The sequence below is a fragment of the Pseudonocardia yuanmonensis genome (assembly GCF_039542425.1).
GTDB classification, from domain to species: Bacteria; Actinomycetota; Actinomycetes; order Mycobacteriales; family Pseudonocardiaceae; genus Pseudonocardia; species Pseudonocardia yuanmonensis.
This window is the reverse complement of the sequence record NZ_BAABIC010000023.1, coordinates 1-16,112: the sequence shown is the minus strand read 5'-3', so window position 1 is coordinate 16,112 and position 16,112 is coordinate 1. Positions and strand designations below refer to the sequence as shown.

The following is a 16,112-nucleotide window of genomic DNA, read 5'->3' as shown; positions in this document are numbered from 1 at the left end:
GCCCGGTCAGCGGCTCCGCCGGGACGCGTCCCGGTTCAGCTCGGCACGCAGCCGGGTCAGCGTCTCGTCGGCCGCGACCACGGAGGGCTCGTCCTCCGCCGCGACGGCGAGGCACAGCGCGTCCGTGAGGACCGCGGCGGTCAGCCCCTCCCCCGTCAGCTCGCCCAGACCGTGCACCGCGTCGAGCACGACGTCCGCGCGATCCCCCAGCGCCGGCCCCAGCGTGTCCGTCACCAGCACAGAGCGGGCGCCGACGGCGCGGACGTGGCCGAGCACCACCTCCGCGTCGGTGGTGCGGCGGGCCGGGAGGTAGAGCACCACCACCGCGTCCGGCCCGAGGCCCACCAGGTCGTCGGCCAGCCGGAACCCGACCGCGCCGGTGGCCCGGGCCCGACGGCCGAGGCGGGTCAGCCGCAGCGCGAGCGCCCGTGCGACGAGCTCGGACGGCCCGATCCCGTAACCGACCACCTCACCCGCGGCGGCGAGCAGGGCCACCGCGGCGGAGAAGGCCTCCCCGTCGATCGCCGCGGCGGTGCGCGCCAGACGCTCCACGGCCTCGGCGAAGACGCGTTCGAGCAGGCCCGCCGAGGAGTCCGCCGCCACCCGCCGGACCTGTGCGGCGGGACCCGTCGCGTCGACCACCCGGTCCGTGAGGCTCTGCCGCAGCTCCGGCAGCCCCGCGAAGCCGAGCGTCCGGGCCGTCCGGACCACCGTCGCGTCGCTGGTGCCCGCACCCCCCGCGATCTGCTCGGCGGTCGCGAGGATCGCCTGGCGCGGATGGGCCAGCAGGTAGTCGACGACGCGCTGCTCGGCGTCCGTGAGCCGCACCCGCCGCATCCGCGCCTCGAGCGAGTCCGGCATCGCACCGCCCCCTGTAGTAGCCACTACATCGACTGCTCGCGCCACTGTAGTGTCCACGACATGACGACCGTCGGGTTTCTCGCCGCCCGGCCGGGCGCCGGCTGAGCACCTCGCCACGGCTCCTCCCCGACGTCCCGGCTGACACCACCACCCACCACCTCCCCCGCACCACGGAGAGGTTCCATGTCCCGCTTCACCCTGCGCCGCGCGCTGCTGCCGGTGCTCCTGCTCGGGCTCGTCGCGGCGTGCGCACAGCCCGTGCCCTCGCCGACCGGCTCCGGCAACGCCGAGGTCGCCACGGGCGGTGCCCGCTTCTCCACCGCCGACGCCGCCACCGCGGCGCTGGGTGCCGACGTCGGGCCCGGCGTGTTCCCCCGCACGGTCACGCACGCCCGCGGGACCACGCGGATCGAGGCCAGGCCCACCCGGGTGGTCGTCCTGGACACCGGTGAGCTCGACGACGTCCTCGCCCTCGGGGTGGCCCCGGTCGGCCTGGCCAGCCCGGACGGGAAGGTGCCCACCTATCTGGAGTCGAAGGTCGGCGACGCCGCCCGGCTCGGCACGCTCGACCCGCTGAACCTGGAGGCGGTCGCGGCGCTGGAGCCGGACCTGATCCTCGGCAGCCAGCTGCGCGTGGACCAGCTCTACGACCGGCTCTCGACCATCGCCCCCACCGTGCTGAGCATCCGCCCCGGCTTCCCGTGGAAGGAGAACCTGCGGCTCGCGGCCGCCGCGCTCGGCGAGGAGCAGAAGGCGGTCGACCTGCTCAACGGCTACCAGCGCCGGGCCGACGAGGTCCGCGCCGCGCTGGCGGGCGATCCGCCCACGATCTCGCTGGTCCGCTTCATGCCCGGCAGGCTCCGGCTCTACGGCAACCTCTCCTTCATCGGCGTGATCCTGCACGACGTCGGCCTCCCGCGGCCGCCGGTGCAGGACATCGAGGAGCTCGCCACGGAGATCTCGGAGGAGCGGATCGACCAGGCCGCGGGCGACCGGATCTTCTACTCCAGCTACGGCGACCCGACGACCACCGGGAAGGACGCCGTGGTCAACGGCGACCTGTGGTCCCGCATCCCCGCGGTGCAGGCGGGACGCGCCCAGGAGGTCGACGACAGCGTGTGGTTCCTCGGGCTCGGCCCGACCGGCGCGAACCTCGTGCTCGACGACCTGGCCCGCCTGCTCGGCTGAACGGTCCCGGCCCGGCTGCTCGGCCGGGCAGGCCGGGCCGCCGGCGGTCCGGTCGAGCCGGGCAGGCCCGGCCGCCGGGGTTCAGTCGAGGTCGGCGGGGCCGAGCTCGTCCTCGTCGGCCCCGTGCTCGGCGAGGGCGGTGCGCACGACCCGGTAGGCGATCGGGGGCGGGTAGCCCTTGCGGGCGAGCATGCCGAGCAGGCGGCGGCCGGCCTTCTGGCGGTCCTCCGGTCCGGACACGGTCACACCGCGGAGGCGGCGGTCGACGAGCTCGCGGGCGCGCTGCTCCTCGGCGGCGTCGTCGACCTCGGTGAGTGCGGTGTCGGCGACCTCCTTGGCGACGCCCTTGCGCCGCAGCTCCTGCGCGATCGCCCGGCGGCCCAGGCCCCGCGCCCGGTGTCGCGAGCGGACCCAGGCGTCGGCGAAGGCCTGGTCGTCGATGAGGCCGACCTCGTCGAAACGTTCGAGGACCTTCTCCGAGATCTCGCCGGCGACGCCCTTCTTCCGGAGCGCGGTGGCGAGCTCGTGCTTCGAGCGGGCGCGGTCGGTGAGCAGGCGCAGGCAGATCTCCTTGGCCGCCGCCTCCTGCTCCTCCGGGGTCCGCTCGTCCTGCGCGGGTCCGGCCTCCGCGGCCTCGCTCCCGCGCGACACGCCGCGGCGGCGCGCTCGGGTGCCGGCCGCGGCGTCGCCCTCGGCAGGCGCGGGGCCCGTCGCCCCACTGCCCGGTCCGCGGCGGCCCGGAGCGCCCTTCCGCCTGTCCCGGCGGATCCGCAGGTCCTCGATCGAGAGGATCGTGGCCCGCTCCGCCGGTGCCCCGAGCTCCCCGAGCTCGACAGCCTCGTGAGCGGCGGGCGAGCCGGGTTCGAGGTCGTCGAAGGAGACGACCGGGACCGCCTCCCGCGGTGCCGGCTCGAGATCCTCGGGCGACATCCGGCGCCCGGCGGGTCCGGACCGGAGCGGCGGCCCGCCCCGATCCTCGCCGGAGCTCGCCATGATCAGAAGTCGACGGGCGCGGGCAGCGGCTCGACCTGCTCGGCGTCGGCGTCGAGCACCGCGCCGATCCCGAGCTTCTCCTTGATCCGCTTCTCGATCTCCGCGGCGATGTCGGGGTTCTCCTTGAGGAACTTGCGGGCGTTCTCCTTGCCCTGCCCCATCTGGTCGCCCTCGTACGTGTACCAGGCGCCGGACTTGCGGATGATCCCCTGCTCGACGCCCACGTCGATCAGCGAGCCCTCGCGGCTGATGCCGACGCCGTACAGCACGTCGAACTCCGCCTGCTTGAACGGCGGGGCCACCTTGTTCTTCACGACCTTGACCCGGGTCCGGCTGCCGACCATGTCGGTGCCGTCCTTGAGGGTCTCGATGCGCCGGATGTCCAGCCGGACGGAGGCGTAGAACTTCAGCGCCTTGCCACCGGTCGTGGTCTCGGGGGACCCGAACATCACGCCGATCTTCTCGCGCAGCTGGTTGATGAAGATCGCGGTGGTGCCCGAGGCGCTGAGCGCACCGGTGATCTTCCGCAGCGCCTGGCTCATGAGGCGGGCCTGCAGACCGACGTGGCTGTCGCCCATCTCGCCCTCGATCTCGGCGCGCGGCACGAGCGCGGCCACCGAGTCGATGACGATGACGTCCAGCGCGCCGGAGCGGATCAGCATGTCCGCGATCTCCAGCGCCTGCTCACCGGTGTCCGGCTGCGAGACCAGCAGCTCGTCCGTGTTCACGCCGAGCGCCTTGGCGTACTCCGGGTCCAGCGCGTGCTCCGCGTCGATGAACGCGGCCGTGCCGCCCGCGGCCTGCGCGTTGGCCACCGCGTGCAGCGCGACGGTGGTCTTACCGCTGGACTCCGGGCCGTAGATCTCCACGACCCGGCCGCGCGGCAGGCCGCCGACGCCGAGCGCCACGTCGAGCGCGATCGACCCGGTGGGGATCACGCCGATCGGCGGGCGCGTGTCGTCCCCCAGGCGCATCACCGAACCCTTGCCGTGGTTCTTCTCGATCTGGGCGAGGGCGAGCTGGAGCGCCTTCTCGCGGTCGGGAGTGCTCATCTGACTACCTCGCTCGGTGCGGGACGGGCCTGTGTTCGCTGTGTTCGACGACTTCCGGGGAGCCACGGGGGAACCGTATTCGGTCCCACCGACAGTTCCGGTACTCGCGCCCCCGCTGTGGACAACCGGGGCCGGGTGTGGACACCACGCTATACGAACACGTGTTCGAGGCCGAGCCCGACACGCCGATCGGCTACCCTGCCGCGCCGAGCGGCGCCCCTCCCGCCGGACCGGGGCGGGACCACCCGGGTGGGACCACGAGCGACGGCTCAGTCGTCGCGCCCCAGCCGGCGGCCCTCCGGCACGTCGTAGGCCTCGCAGATCACCTGCCACACCCGCTTCGGGTCGATCCCGGCCTCGATGGCCTGCTCCGCGCTGCGCCCGCCGAGCTCGGCGAACACGTGGTCGCGCGCCAGCGAGGCCGCCCGCATCTCGCCGAACTCGTCGTGCATCAGGGTCCGGAAGTGGCTCAGTCGCACCCGGCCGAGGGTAGTGCGCTCACCGGGCGGCCCGCCGCCGGAACAGCAGGCCGCAGGCCAGCACGCCGAGCGCGGCCAGCCCGCCCCACCAGGCGACCGCGAGGAGCGGCGCCGCGCCGACCGGCGTGCCGAGCAGCAGCCCCCGCACCGCCTCGATCAGCGGCGTGACGGGCTGGTGCTCGGCGAACCCGCGGAGCACCGCGGGCATCGTGTCGGGCGGCACGAACCCGCTCGAGACGTAGGGCAGGAAGAGCAGCACGAACGACAGCGCCCCCGCCGCCTCGGCGCTCGTCACCAGCAGGCCGAACGCCGCCGCGAGCGCCGACACCCCGGCCATCAGCAACGCCAGCAGCCCCGCCGCGGCCAGCCAGTCGAGCGGCGTGGCGACCGGCCGGAACCCGAGCAGCAGGGCGACGGCGACCACCACCGCCGTCGAGACGAGGTTGCGCACCACACCCGCCACGACGTGGCCGGCCAGGACCGCGGACCCGACGACCGGCAGCGAGCGCACCCGGTCGATCACGCCCGTCGTCATGTCCTGGTTGACCCCGACCGCCGCCTGCGCCGATCCGTGCGCGGCGCAGAGCACGATCACCCCGGGCACGACGTAGGTCAGGTACTCGGTGCCCGTGTCCATCGCCCCGCCGAACACGTAGACGAAGACCAGCAGGATGAGCACCGGCAGCACGACGGCGACGACCGTGGCGTCGACACTGCGCGCCGAGTGCCGCAGGCTGCGCCCGACGAAGGTGCCGACGTCGAGCAGCACGCCGGGCGTCCGGGAGGCCGGGGACACCGGGGAGGACACCGCCGTGCTCATCGGACCACCGCCGGCGCCTCGGTGAGGGCCAGGAACACCTCGTCGAGCGTCGGCCGGTGCACCGAGACCCGCAGGACGGGCAGCCCGGCCACGACCTCCAGCAGCTCCCGGACCCCGGCGGCCGTGCCGTCCGTCGGGACGTGCAGGGAGAGGCCGTCCGCGTCCACCCGCGCCACGTACCCGCGCGCCTCGGCGACGCCGGTGGCGGCGGCCAGCGTGGCGACGTCGGGCAGCACCAGCTGCACCGTCTCCCCGCCGATGAGGGACTTCAGCTCGTCCGCCGTGCCCTCGGCGGCGACCCGGCCGGCGGCGAGCACGGCGATGCGGTCGGCGAGCCGGTCCGCCTCCTCGAGGTACTGGGTGGTCAGCAGGACCGTGACTCCGGACGCGGCCAGCTCGGCGACGGAGTCCCAGACGTCCCGGCGGCTGCGCGGGTCCAGCCCGGTGGTCGGCTCGTCGAGGAAGAGGACCTCGGGGTCGTCGACCAGGCCGAGCGCGATGTCGAGCCGGCGGGTCATGCCGCCGGAGTAGGTCGAGACGCGCCGGTCCGCCGCCTCCACCAGGTCGAACCGCTCCAGCAGCGCGGCCGCCCGCTCCCGTGCGGCCGCCTTCGTCAGGTGCCGCAGCCGGCCCGTCATCACGAGGTTCTCGCGCCCGGTGAGCACCTCGTCGACCGTGGCGTGCTGGCCGGTCAGGCTGATCGCCCGGCGGACCGCCACCGGCTCGACGAGCACGTCCCGCCCGGCGACGACGACGCGTCCCGCGTCGGGCCGCAGCAGGGTCGAGAGCACCTTGACCGTGGTGGTCTTGCCCGCGCCGTTCGGTCCGAGCAGCGCCGCGACGCTCCCCCGCTCGACGCGCAGGTCGATCCCGTCGAGCACGGGTCGCGTCCCGAACGACTTCCGGAGGCCCTCGACCTCGACTGTGTATGCCATACACATAGTATATGTCGTAAACACGTCGTAGGATCAAGCCCGATGGACGCGCTGTCACCGCTGGAGGCGGTCTGGAATGCCGGGCCCGGCCCCGCCGGCCGCGAGGGGCTCTCGCTCGCCCGGATCGTGGCCGCGGCGATCGAGCTCGCCGACGCGGAGGGCCTCGACGCGGTGTCGATGAGCCGGGTCGCGAAGGCCCTCGGGTTCACGCCGATGTCGCTCTACCGGCACGTGGGCAGCAAGGAGGAGCTGGTCCTGCACATGCAGGACGTCGCAGTCGGGCCGCCGCCGGCCGAGCTCGACCCGGCACCCGGCGCGGACTGGCGCGAGGGCGTGGAGCGCTGGGCCTGGGCGACGGTGCGCTGCATGCGCGCCCACCCGTGGATCCTGCAGACGCTCCCGATGCTGGGCCCGCCGGCCACGCCGAACCAGCTCACCTGGCTGGAGTACGGGCTGCGGACGTTGCGCCCGACGCCGCTGAGCGAGCCGGAGAAGCTGTACGTGATGCTGATGCTCAACGCACACACCTTCGGCGACCTGACCTTCCACGAGGCCGAGGCGGCGGACACCCCGGAGTCGGCCTACGAGAGCCTCTTCACCCGGTTCCTCGACCCCGCGCGCTTTCCCGCCCTGATCGAGGCGTTCGGGAAGGGCGCCTTCGCGGCGGGCCCGGACCCGGCGGAGGACCGGGACGCGCAGTTCCGGTTCGGGCTCGAGCGGATTCTCGACGGTGTGGCACGGCTGATCGAGGCCCGGGCAGGATCACGGCCGTGAGCGAGCACCTGATCGAGCAGGTCTGGACCGCGCTCGGCGGCGACCCGGCGGAACTCCCCCGGCTGACGACGAGCGGGCCCGCGCACACCCTGGCCGGCCGGTTCCCGGTGACGGCCTTCGGCACGGCGACGATCGGTGCCGCGCTGCTCGCGGCGACGCTCGACGACGGCCGGGCGGGCCGGGGCCGGCCCGTCGGGATCGACACCCGGCAGGTCGCGGTTGCGCTGCGCAGCCAGCGGTACCTGCGGCGGGAGGGGGTGAGCCCCGGCAACCCCTTCGACCCCCTGTCGGCCTTCCACCCCACCGCGGACGGCTGGCTGCGGCTGCACGCGAACTACCCCTGGCACGCCGCAGCGGCCCGACGGGTCCTGCACCTGTCCGCCGACGCCGGCCTCGAGGAGGTGCGGGCCGCGATCGCGGGATGGCCGAAGGTCGCGCTGGAGTCCGCGCTGCACGAGGCGGGCGGCGTCGCCGCGGCCACCCGGACCGAGGAGGAGTGGACCGCGACGGAGGCCGGGCGGACCGCCCGGGCCCTGCCCCTGGTCGACCGACGGCTGCTCGGCGAGGCCGCGCCGCGACCGGCCCGGCGGGCCCGGGTGCTGGACCTGACGCGGGTGATCGCGGGCCCGGTCGCCACCCGGTTCCTCGCGGCGCACGGCGCGGACGTGCTGAGGATCGATCCGCCGCACCGTCCGGAGCTCCCCGCCCAGGCCTGGGACACCCTGCCCGGCAAACGGTCCGCGATCGCCGAGCTGCCGGTGGAGGACCTGCTCGCGGGCGCGGACGTCGTCGTGACCGGGTACCGCCCCGGGGCCCTCGACCGCTTCGGGCTGGCCCCCGAGGAGCTGGCGGCGCGGCACCCCGGTCTCGTCGTCGTCACGCTGTCCGCCTGGGGACACACCGGGCCGTGGGCGCGGCGGCGGGGCTTCGACAGCCTCGTGCAGTCCGCGTGCGGGATCGGCGAGACCGAGCGCACCTCGCCCGACGGCCCGCCCGGCACACTGCCCGCGCAGGTCCTGGACCACGCGACCGGCTACCTCGGTGCGGCCGGGGCCCTGCTGGCGCTCGCCGCGCAACGCCGCGGGGGCGGGACCCACCACGTCCGGCTCGCCCTGGCGGGCACCGCGGCCTTCCTCCAGACGCTGCCGCGCACCGAGCCCGCCGCCGAGGAGGTCGATCCGGCGCCTTACCTGGAGGAGCTCGGCCCGTTCACGATCGCGTCGCCGCCCGGCACGGTCGACGGTCGGCCGCTGCACTGGCCCTCGCCCGCGGAGTACGGCGGCGCCCGGCCGGCGTGGCTACCCTGACCGGTATGTCCGATCCCACCGGCCTGTCGTCGCCGCTGGGGCAGGCGGTGGTCCTGCTGATGCTGCTGGCCTCGCTCACCCTGCTGATCCGGTGGTGGGTGCAGAACCGCAGGCGCTGAGCGCCCGCTCCGCCGCCGCGCGGGCCTGCGCCGGCGCCTCCGGGACGCCCCCCGCCGTGGCCAGCACGGTCGCGCCCTCGTAGAGCAGGTGCAGCTCCACGCCGAGCTCCGGCGGGAGGCCGGCCTCGCGCGCCAGCCCGACGAAGTACTCGCGCATCCACGCCTTCTCCTCCCGGATCACCCGCTCGGCGGGATGATCCGTGCCGCCGATCTCGGCGTAGGCGTTGACGAAGGCGCAGCCGCGGTCCTGGTCCCGCAGCCACAGCGCGAGGACGTCGAAGACCCCGGCGACGGACCGCCCGCGCATGTGCTCGAGCAGGAACGACCGCCAGTACTCCGCGCGCCGCTCCAGGTACAGCGCGACCAGCGCGTCCTTGGAGCCGAAGCGGTCGTAGAGCGTCTTCTTCGTGGTGCCCGCGGTCTCGGCGATGAGGTCGACGCCGACCGCGCGGATGCCGTGCCGGTAGAAGAGGCGGCTCGCCGCGGCGACGAGCTTCTCCCCGGCGGGGGTCAGGGTGTCCATACACTGCGAGTATACCGACCGGTGTGGTTACGTCGAGTCCATGAGGCGGGATGCGGTCGCGGGCGCGGCACTCGTGCTGTTCTGGAGCTCGGGGTTCGTCGGGGCGGAGCTCGGCACCGGGTACACCGGCGCCGACACCTTGCTGGCGTGGCGGTACGTGCTCGCCGCCGCCGTGTTGTGGCTGGTCGTGGCGGTGCGCCGGCCTCCACTGCCGCGCGGCGCCGTCGGCCGCCAGGCCCTGCTCGGCACCCTGTCCCAGGTGCTCTACCTGGGCGGCGTGGTCACGGGTGTCGGGCTCGGGGTCCCCGCGGGAACCGCCGCGCTGGTGGCCGCCCTGCAGCCGCTGGTCGTCGCGACGGCGGCGGGCCGGCTCCTCGGCGAACGCACCACGCGCCGGCAGCGGGTCGGGCTCGCGGTCGGGCTGGCCGGGGTGGCGCTGGTGGTGGCCGGCGACCTCGGCCCGGGCACCGCGCCGGCGTGGGCGTTCCTCCTGCCCGTGGGCGGGATGCTGGCGCTGTCGGCGGGGACCGTGCTGGAGCGCCGGATGCGGCCGCCGGAGGGCCCGCTCACCGCGATGGCCCTCCAGTCGACGACGGCGGCGGTGCTGTTCACCGCGGTGGCCGCCCTGGCCGGGAGCCTGCAGCCGCCGGCAGAGCCGGGGTTCTGGGGCGCGGTGGCCTGGGTGGTGGTCCTGTCCTCGTTCGGCGGCTACGGCTCGTACCTGGTGGTGCTGCGGCGCAGCGGGGCCACCCGGGTGTCCGCCCTGCTCTACCTGACCCCGCCCACGACGATGGTCTGGGCCTTCCTGATGTTCGGCGATGTCCCGGTCCTGCTGGCCCTGCCGGGCATCGCGCTGTGCGCGGTCGGCGTGTGGCTCGCGCTCGCCGGGGGCGGGACCGGCCGGGGCGGGACCGGGCGCCGCGACACCGGTCGGCGCGAAACTGTCGGTGTCCCGGCGCATCATGGGGACCGTGAGCTCGTTGGACGGTTTCTCCCCCGCCACCCGGGACTGGTTCCGGGGCGCCTTCGCGGCGCCCACGGCCGCCCAGGAGGGCGCGTGGAGCGCCGCCCAGGCGGGCCGGAACGCGCTGGTCGTGGCGCCCACGGGGTCCGGTAAGACCCTCGCCGCGTTCCTCTGGGCGCTGGACCGGCTGGCGTCGGAACCCGTGCCCGAGGAGCGCACCCGCCGCTGCCGGGTCCTGTACGTGTCGCCGCTGAAGGCCCTGGCGGTGGACGTCCAGCGCAACCTGCGGGCCCCGCTCACCGGCATGCGGCAGGAGGCGCAGCGGCGCGGCGACCCCGTTCCCGACATCACGGTCGGCATGCGCACCGGGGACACCCCGGCGGACGAGCGGCGCCAGTTCGCCCGCACCCCGCCGGACGTGCTGGTCACCACCCCGGAGTCGCTGTTCCTGCTGCTCACCTCGGCCGCGCGGGAGTCGCTGCGCGGCGTGGAGACGGTGATCCTGGACGAGGTGCACGCGGTCGCGGCCACCAAGCGCGGCGCGCACCTCGCGCTGTCCCTCGAACGGCTCGACGAGCTGCTGGAGAAGCCGGCCCAGCGGATCGGCCTGTCGGCCACCGTCCGCCCGCTGGACGAGGTGTCGACCTTCCTGTCCGGGGCGCGGCCGGTCGAGGTCGTCCACCCGCGGACGCCCAAGACGATCGAGGTGCGGGTCGAGGTCCCCGTGCCGGACCTGGCCGCGCTGGACGAGCGCCCGGCGCCGGGCAGCGCGGACGAGGAGGTCATCGGCTCCGCCGCCGGCGGCGCGCAGCGGCCCTCGATCTGGCCCGCGGTGGAGAAGCGCCTGCTCGACCTGGTGCGGGAGCACCGGTCCACCATCGTGTTCGCCAACTCGCGGCGGCTGGCCGAGCGGCTCACCGCGAAGCTCAACGAGCTGGCCGCGGAAGAGGCGGGCGAGGCCGTGGAGCTCGACCGGTTCCCGGCCGAGGCGATCGGCGAGTCCGGGGTGGGCGGCGGGGCGGCCCCGGTGGTGGCCAAGGCGCACCACGGGTCGATGTCCCGCGAGCAGCGGACCCTGGTCGAGGAGGAGCTCAAGAGCGGGCGGCTGCCCTGTGTGGTGGCGACGTCGAGCCTCGAGCTGGGCATCGACATGGGCGCCGTCGACCTCGTGGTGCAGGTCGAGGCGCCGCCGAGCGTCGCGTCCGGGCTGCAGCGCGTCGGCCGGGCCGGGCACCAGGTCGGCGCGGTGTCGCAGGGCGTGGTGTTCCCGAAGTTCCGCGGCGACCTGGTGTCCTGCGCGGTGGTGGCCGAGCGGATGAGCGGCGGGGCGATCGAGTCGATGCGCTACCCGCGCAACCCGCTCGACGTGCTGGCCCAGCAGGTCGTCGCCATGGTCGCGATGGACCCGTGGACCCTCGGCGAGCTGGCCGCCGTCGTCCGCCGCGCCGCCCCCTTCGCCGCCCTGCCGGACTCGGCGTTGCACTCGGTCCTGGACATGCTCGCCGGGCGGTACCCGTCCGAGGAGTTCGGCGAGCTGCGCGCGCGGATCACCTGGGACCGGGTCACGGACGAGCTGCGCGGCCGCCCCGGTGCCCAACGCCTGGCCGTCACCTCCGGCGGCACGATCCCCGACCGCGGCCTGTTCACCGTCATGACGCCGGGCGGGGCGGACGGGGCGGGCTCGCGGGTCGGCGAGCTCGACGAGGAGATGGTCTACGAATCCCGGGTCGGCGACACGTTCCTGCTCGGGACCTCGAGCTGGCGGGTCGAGGACATCACGCACGACCGCGTGATCGTCACGCCCGCGCCCGGCGAGCCGGCGCGCATGCCGTTCTGGAAGGGCGAGTCGATCGGCCGGCCGCTGGAGCTGGGCCGGGCGGTGGGGAAGTTCGTCCGGGAGATGGCCGGCCTGGAGGACGAGGAGGCCCGCGCCCGGGCCGCCGCGGCCGGGCTGGACGAGTGGGCCACCGACAACCTGCTGTCCTATCTGCGGGAACAGCGCGAGGCCACCCGGCACGTGCCGAGCGACCGCACGGTCCTGGTCGAGCGGTTCCGGGACGAGCTGGGCGACTGGCGGCTCGTCGTGCACTCGCCCTTCGGCTCGCAGGTCAACGGGCCGTGGGCGCTCGCGATCGCGGCCCGGATGCGGGAGAAGCGCGGGGTCGAGGTGCACGCCGCGGGCGCGGACGACGGGATCGTCCTCCGGCTGCCCGACGCGCTCGACGACAGCGGCGGCGAGGTCGTGCCGACCGCGGAGGACGTGCTGCTCGACCCGGGCGAGGTCGAGCAGATCGTGGTGGCCGAGCTCGGCAACTCGTCGCTGTTCGCCTCGCGGTTCCGCGAGTGCGCGGCCCGGGCGCTGCTGCTCCCGCGCCGCGACCCGAAGCGGCGCAGCCCACTGTGGCAGCAGCGGCAGCGCTCGGCGCAGCTGCTGGCCGTCGCCGGGAAGTTCGAGCAGTTCCCGATCACGCTCGAGGCGATGCGCGAGTGCGTGCAGGACGTCTACGACCTGCCGGGCCTGCGCGAGCTGATGTCCGACGTGGAGTCGCGCCGGGTCAAGGTGGTCGAGGTGGCCACCCCGCAGCCCTCGCCCTTCGCGCGGAGCCTGCTCTTCGGCTACATCGGGATGTTCCTGTACGAGATGGACGCGCCGCTGGCCGAGCGCCGCGCCGCCGCCCTCTCGCTCGACTCCACGCTGCTCGCCGAGCTGCTGGGGTCGGAGGCCATCCGCGAGCTGCTCGACCCCGAGGTGCTGGCCGAGGTCGGGGCGTCGCTGCAGCGCACCGCGGAGGACCGGCACGCGCGGGACGTCGAGGGCGCGGCCGACCTGCTGCGCTTCGTCGGCGACCTGTCCGAGGCCGACGGCCGGGCCCGCGGCGTCGATCCGGCCTGGTTCGCCGAGCTGGAGGCGCAGCGCCGGGCGATCCGGGTGCGGATCGCGGGCGAGGAGCGGTTCGTCGCGATCGAGGACGCCGGGCGCATCCGGGACGCGCTCGGCGCGCCGCTGCCCGTCGGCGTCCCGGAGACCTTCACCGAGCCGGTGCCGGACCCGCTCGGCGACCTCGTGCTGCGGTACGCGCGCACGCACGGCCCGTTCACGGCCGCGGAGTGCGCAGCGCGGTTCGGGCTCGGCGTCGCCGTGGTGGCCGGTGTGCTGGACCGGTTGACCGGGGTCGGGCGGCTGGTCCGGGGCGAGCTGCGCCCGCAGGCCGCCGGTGGCGGCGAGGGCTCGGTCGAGTACTGCGACGCCGAGGTCCTGCGCCGGCTGCGCCGGGCCTCGCTCGCGCGGCTGCGCGCCGAGGTCGAGCCGGTGGAGCAGCGTGCGCTCGGCCGGTTCCTGCCCGCGTGGCAGGGCGTCCGCACGAACGCGGGCGGCGAGCGGCGCGGCCGCATGCGCCGGGCCCCGGGCGCGGAGGACGTGCTCGGGGTGGTCGAGCAGCTGGCCGGCGCCCCGCTGCCGGCGAGCGCGCTGGAGTCGCTGATCCTGCCCGCCCGGCTGCCGGGCTACACCCCCGCCCTGCTCGACGAGCTCACCGCGGCCGGCGAGGTGACCTGGACCGGGTGCGGGCCGCTGGCCGGCAGCGACGGCTGGCTGGCGGTCGCCCCGGCGGACGTCGCGGACCTGCTGCTGCCCGAGCCGGACCTCGAGATCGCGGCCACCCCGCTGCACCGCGCCCTGCTCGCCGCGCTCGGCCTGCCCGAGCTCGGCGAGCCGGCGGTCGGCGGCGGCGCCCTGTTCTTCCGGCAGCTCGCCGACCAGGCCGGGCGCGCGCTCGTCGCGCAGGGCGAGGAGGCCCCGACGGACGAGGCGACGGTCACCGCGATCTGGGACCTCGTCTGGGCTGGGCTGCTCACCAACGACACCCTCGGCCCGCTACGCGCCCGGCTCGGCGGGGGCGGCCGCGGCTCCGGCAGCCGCGGCGGCCCCGCGCACCGGACCCGGCGCACCGCCTCCCGCGGGCGGTACGCGCAGCTGCGCGCCGGGCGCCCACCGATGCCGAGCCGGACCGGTCCGCCGTCCGTGGGCGGCCGGTGGGCGCTCGCGGTGGACCGCGAGCCCGATCCCACACGCCGGGCGCACGCACGGGCCGAGGCGTTCCTCGAGCGGCACGGTGTGCTCACCCGCGGTGCGTTGGGCACCGAGCGGGTGACCGGCGGTTTCGCGGCCGTCTACAAGGTCCTGCGGGCCATGGAGGACTCCGGGCGGGTGCGGCGCGGGTACGTGGTCGAGGGGCTCGGGGCGGCGCAGTTCGCCGTGCCCGGGGCCATCGACCGGATCCGGGCCCTGTCCAGCCCCGACGGCAGCCTCGGGGGGAGCGGTTCGGCGCCCGGCACCTCGGCGGCGGGCACCGCCGCGGCGGGCGGGTCGGCAACGAGCGGGTCCGGGCCGGGCGGGCGGCGGCAGTCCGACGGGTTCGAGGACTTCTCGGCCGACCTCCCCGAGGGCGTTGCGGGCGGGTACGAGCCGACCGACCATCTCGACGGGCGGCACTTCGCCGGCGCCGGCCGTGCCCCGCACGACGCGGGCAGCGGCTCCGGGCTGTCGCGCGTCGTCCTGGCGGCGGCCGATCCCGCGCAGCCCTACGGCGCGGCCCTGCCCTGGCCGGCGACCGTCGGCGACTCGAAGCACCGCCCGGGCCGCAAGGCGGGGGCGCTCGTGGTGCTCGTGGAGGGGGCGCCGACGCTCTACGTCGAGCGCGGCGGCAAGTCCCTGCTGTCCTTCACCACCGGGTACGAGGAGCTGTCCGCGGCCGCGCAGGCGCTCGCGGGCGCGGTGCACGAGGGCTGGCTGGGCACGCTCGCGGTGGAGCGGGCCGACGGGGGCGGCGCGCTGGGCTCGGAGCTGGCCGAGGTGCTCACGGAGGCGGGCTTCCGCGTCACGCCGAAGGGCCTTCGCCTGAGAGCCTGACGAGCGATCGTTCAGGCTTCCGGCGGATGCAGGCGACCGCATCACGGACGATGATCGGGCCACCGACTCCGATGCCGTGGGAGGTCCGACCCGTGACGACCGTCGAGTACGACTTCGACCCCGAGCTCGCCGCCGCCATCCCCGTACTGCCCGTCCTCGACGTCAGCGACCTGCCGGCCGCGCGTGCCACGCTGACCGAGCTGCGCGACCAGCTGCCCGCGCCGGACGAGACGGGCGTGACGGTCACCGAGGTGCGCGTACCGGGTCCCGAGGGCGCGCCCGACGTGCCGCTGCGGATCTACCGGCCGGACGTGCCCGCGGGCCCCGTCGGGATCTACGACGTGCACGGCGGCGGCTTCATCATGGGCGACCTCGACGGCAGCCACGCCGCCAACGTCGCGATCGCCCGGAGCGTCGGGGCCGTGCTGGTCACCGTGGACTACCGGCTGGCGCCCGAGCACCGGTTCCCGGCGGGTCTCGAGGACTGCTACGCCGGGCTCGTCTGGTTCGCCGAGCACGCCGAGGAGTACGGCGTGGACCCCGACCGGATCGCGATCCACGGGATCAGCGCGGGCGGGGGCCTGTGCGCCGCGCTCGCGCTGCTGGCCCGGGACCGCGGCGGCCCGGCGATCGCCTTCCAGTACCTGGGCGTCCCGGAGGTCGACGACCGGCTGGAGACGCCGAGCATGCGCGCCTTCACCGACACACCGATCTGGAACCGGCCGAACGCCGTCGTCAGCTGGGACTCCTACCTGGGCGAGGGCGTCCGCGGCACGAACGAGGTGTCGCCCTACGCCGCGCCCGCCCGGGCCACCGACCTGGCCGGCCTCCCGCCCGCCTACGTCTCGGTGATGGCCTTCGACCCCCTTCGCGACGAGGGCATCGCCTATGCGCTGGCCCTGCAGGCCGCCGGCGTGCCGGTGGAGCTGCACCTGTTCCCCGGGACCTTCCACGGGTCGTCGCTGATCGAGGACGCCACGATCTCGAAGCGGGAGGCCGCCGAGCGGGTCGCGGTGCTGCGCCAGGCGCTCGACCTGCCCCGGGGCGACTGACGGTCTAGCTGTCCCACCTACGGAGGTTGGTGACACGGCGGGCGACGTGACACGCCGAGGCTTATGATCTTGATGTAGGGAGGACCTCCGGGCGAGGTGTGGAGCTGTCGAGGAACCACAGCTCGGACCCCGGAGG

12 protein-coding genes and 1 pseudogene are annotated in these 16,112 nt (G+C 75.5%); 6 read left to right on the top strand and 7 right to left on the bottom strand.

Features of this window, described 5'->3' with window-relative positions:
* Nucleotides 1-6: 6 nt before the first annotated feature.
* Nucleotides 7-861 (bottom strand): MurR/RpiR family transcriptional regulator, encoded by an 855-nt coding sequence (locus ABD990_RS27055; RefSeq protein ID WP_345383574.1) that lies wholly within the window; start codon nucleotides 859-861, stop codon nucleotides 7-9.
* A 183-nt stretch (nucleotides 862-1,044) separates the two neighbouring features.
* Here ABD990_RS27055 and ABD990_RS27050 point away from each other — a divergent pair, with 183 nt between their 5' ends.
* Entirely contained in the window at nucleotides 1,045-2,049 is a 1,005-nt protein-coding gene (locus ABD990_RS27050) for an ABC transporter substrate-binding protein (protein WP_345383573.1), read from the top strand.
* Between the two features lie 81 nt (nucleotides 2,050-2,130).
* Here the strand turns inward: ABD990_RS27050 and ABD990_RS27045 are convergent, their stop codons facing one another.
* The 5 genes from ABD990_RS27045 to ABD990_RS27025 form a co-directional block, all read right to left on the bottom strand.
* On the bottom strand, nucleotides 2,131-3,042 hold the full coding sequence (locus ABD990_RS27045; RefSeq protein WP_345383572.1) for a regulatory protein RecX: 912 nt from the start codon (nucleotides 3,040-3,042) through the stop codon (nucleotides 2,131-2,133).
* 2 nt (nucleotides 3,043-3,044) lie between these two features.
* Nucleotides 3,045-4,094: a recombinase RecA gene (recA, locus tag ABD990_RS27040; protein ID WP_345383571.1), complete on the bottom strand. Its 1,050-nt coding sequence runs from the start codon at nucleotides 4,092-4,094 to the stop codon at nucleotides 3,045-3,047.
* Between the two features lie 269 nt (nucleotides 4,095-4,363).
* On the bottom strand, nucleotides 4,364-4,573 hold the full coding sequence (locus tag ABD990_RS27035) for a DUF3046 domain-containing protein (RefSeq protein WP_345383570.1): 210 nt from the start codon (nucleotides 4,571-4,573) through the stop codon (nucleotides 4,364-4,366).
* A gap of 19 nt (nucleotides 4,574-4,592) precedes the next feature.
* Nucleotides 4,593-5,393: an ABC transporter permease gene (locus ABD990_RS27030; protein WP_345383569.1), complete on the bottom strand. Its 801-nt coding sequence runs from the start codon at nucleotides 5,391-5,393 to the stop codon at nucleotides 4,593-4,595.
* A complete protein-coding gene (locus tag ABD990_RS27025; RefSeq protein WP_345383568.1) occupies nucleotides 5,390-6,328 on the bottom strand; it encodes an ATP-binding cassette domain-containing protein in 939 nt (312 codons plus the stop codon). Before ABD990_RS27025 ends, ABD990_RS27030 begins: the two co-directional genes overlap by 4 nt.
* Nucleotides 6,329-6,370: 42 nt before the next feature.
* Between ABD990_RS27025 and ABD990_RS27020 the strand changes: the two genes are divergently transcribed.
* Entirely contained in the window at nucleotides 6,371-7,102 is a 732-nt protein-coding gene (locus tag ABD990_RS27020) for a TetR/AcrR family transcriptional regulator (protein ID WP_345383567.1), read from the top strand.
* Nucleotides 7,099-8,409, top strand: coding sequence for a CoA transferase (locus ABD990_RS27015; RefSeq protein WP_345383566.1), 1,311 nt, complete (start codon nucleotides 7,099-7,101; stop codon nucleotides 8,407-8,409). The genes ABD990_RS27020 and ABD990_RS27015 overlap by 4 nt, the downstream gene beginning before the upstream one ends.
* A gap of 75 nt (nucleotides 8,410-8,484) precedes the next feature.
* On the opposite strand, the gene ABD990_RS27010 is transcribed toward ABD990_RS27015, so the two are convergent.
* The gene (locus tag ABD990_RS27010) at nucleotides 8,485-9,051 is read right to left on the bottom strand and encodes a TetR/AcrR family transcriptional regulator (RefSeq protein ID WP_345383565.1); all 567 of its coding nucleotides are present in this window, start codon (nucleotides 9,049-9,051) and stop codon (nucleotides 8,485-8,487) included.
* Nucleotides 9,052-9,091: 40 nt separating this feature from the next.
* Between ABD990_RS27010 and ABD990_RS27005 the strand changes: the two are divergent.
* The 3 genes and pseudogenes from ABD990_RS27005 to ABD990_RS26995 all read left to right on the top strand — a co-directional run.
* A pseudogene (locus ABD990_RS27005) lies at nucleotides 9,092-9,874 on the top strand (DMT family transporter); the annotation flags it as partial.
* Between the two features lie 139 nt (nucleotides 9,875-10,013).
* Entirely contained in the window at nucleotides 10,014-14,924 is a 4,911-nt protein-coding gene (locus ABD990_RS27000) for an ATP-dependent helicase (protein ID WP_345383564.1), read from the top strand.
* A gap of 71 nt (nucleotides 14,925-14,995) precedes the next feature.
* The gene (locus ABD990_RS26995; protein WP_425569668.1) at nucleotides 14,996-15,976 is read left to right on the top strand and encodes an alpha/beta hydrolase; all 981 of its coding nucleotides are present in this window, start codon (nucleotides 14,996-14,998) and stop codon (nucleotides 15,974-15,976) included.
* The last annotated feature ends 136 nt before the right edge of the window (nucleotides 15,977-16,112 follow it).

Excerpts from the sequence above, each read along its gene's own strand:
- ABD990_RS27020 (WP_345383567.1), top strand. The coding sequence starts at position 6,371 with ATGGACGCGCTGTCACCGCTGGAGGCGGTCTGGAATGCCGGGCCCGGC.
- ABD990_RS26995 (WP_425569668.1), top strand. The coding sequence starts at position 14,996 with ATGCCGTGGGAGGTCCGACCCGTGACGACCGTCGAGTACGACTTCGAC.
- ABD990_RS27025 (WP_345383568.1), bottom strand. The coding sequence starts at position 6,328 with ATGGCATACACAGTCGAGGTCGAGGGCCTCCGGAAGTCGTTCGGGACG.
- ABD990_RS27050 (WP_345383573.1), top strand. The coding sequence starts at position 1,045 with ATGTCCCGCTTCACCCTGCGCCGCGCGCTGCTGCCGGTGCTCCTGCTC.
- ABD990_RS27010 (WP_345383565.1), bottom strand. The coding sequence starts at position 9,051 with ATGGACACCCTGACCCCCGCCGGGGAGAAGCTCGTCGCCGCGGCGAGC.
- ABD990_RS27000 (WP_345383564.1), top strand. The coding sequence starts at position 10,014 with ATGGGGACCGTGAGCTCGTTGGACGGTTTCTCCCCCGCCACCCGGGAC.
- ABD990_RS27030 (WP_345383569.1), bottom strand. The coding sequence starts at position 5,393 with ATGAGCACGGCGGTGTCCTCCCCGGTGTCCCCGGCCTCCCGGACGCCC.
- ABD990_RS27045 (WP_345383572.1), bottom strand. The coding sequence starts at position 3,042 with ATGGCGAGCTCCGGCGAGGATCGGGGCGGGCCGCCGCTCCGGTCCGGA.
- ABD990_RS27055 (WP_345383574.1), bottom strand. The coding sequence starts at position 861 with ATGCCGGACTCGCTCGAGGCGCGGATGCGGCGGGTGCGGCTCACGGAC.
- recA (WP_345383571.1), bottom strand. The coding sequence starts at position 4,094 with ATGAGCACTCCCGACCGCGAGAAGGCGCTCCAGCTCGCCCTCGCCCAG.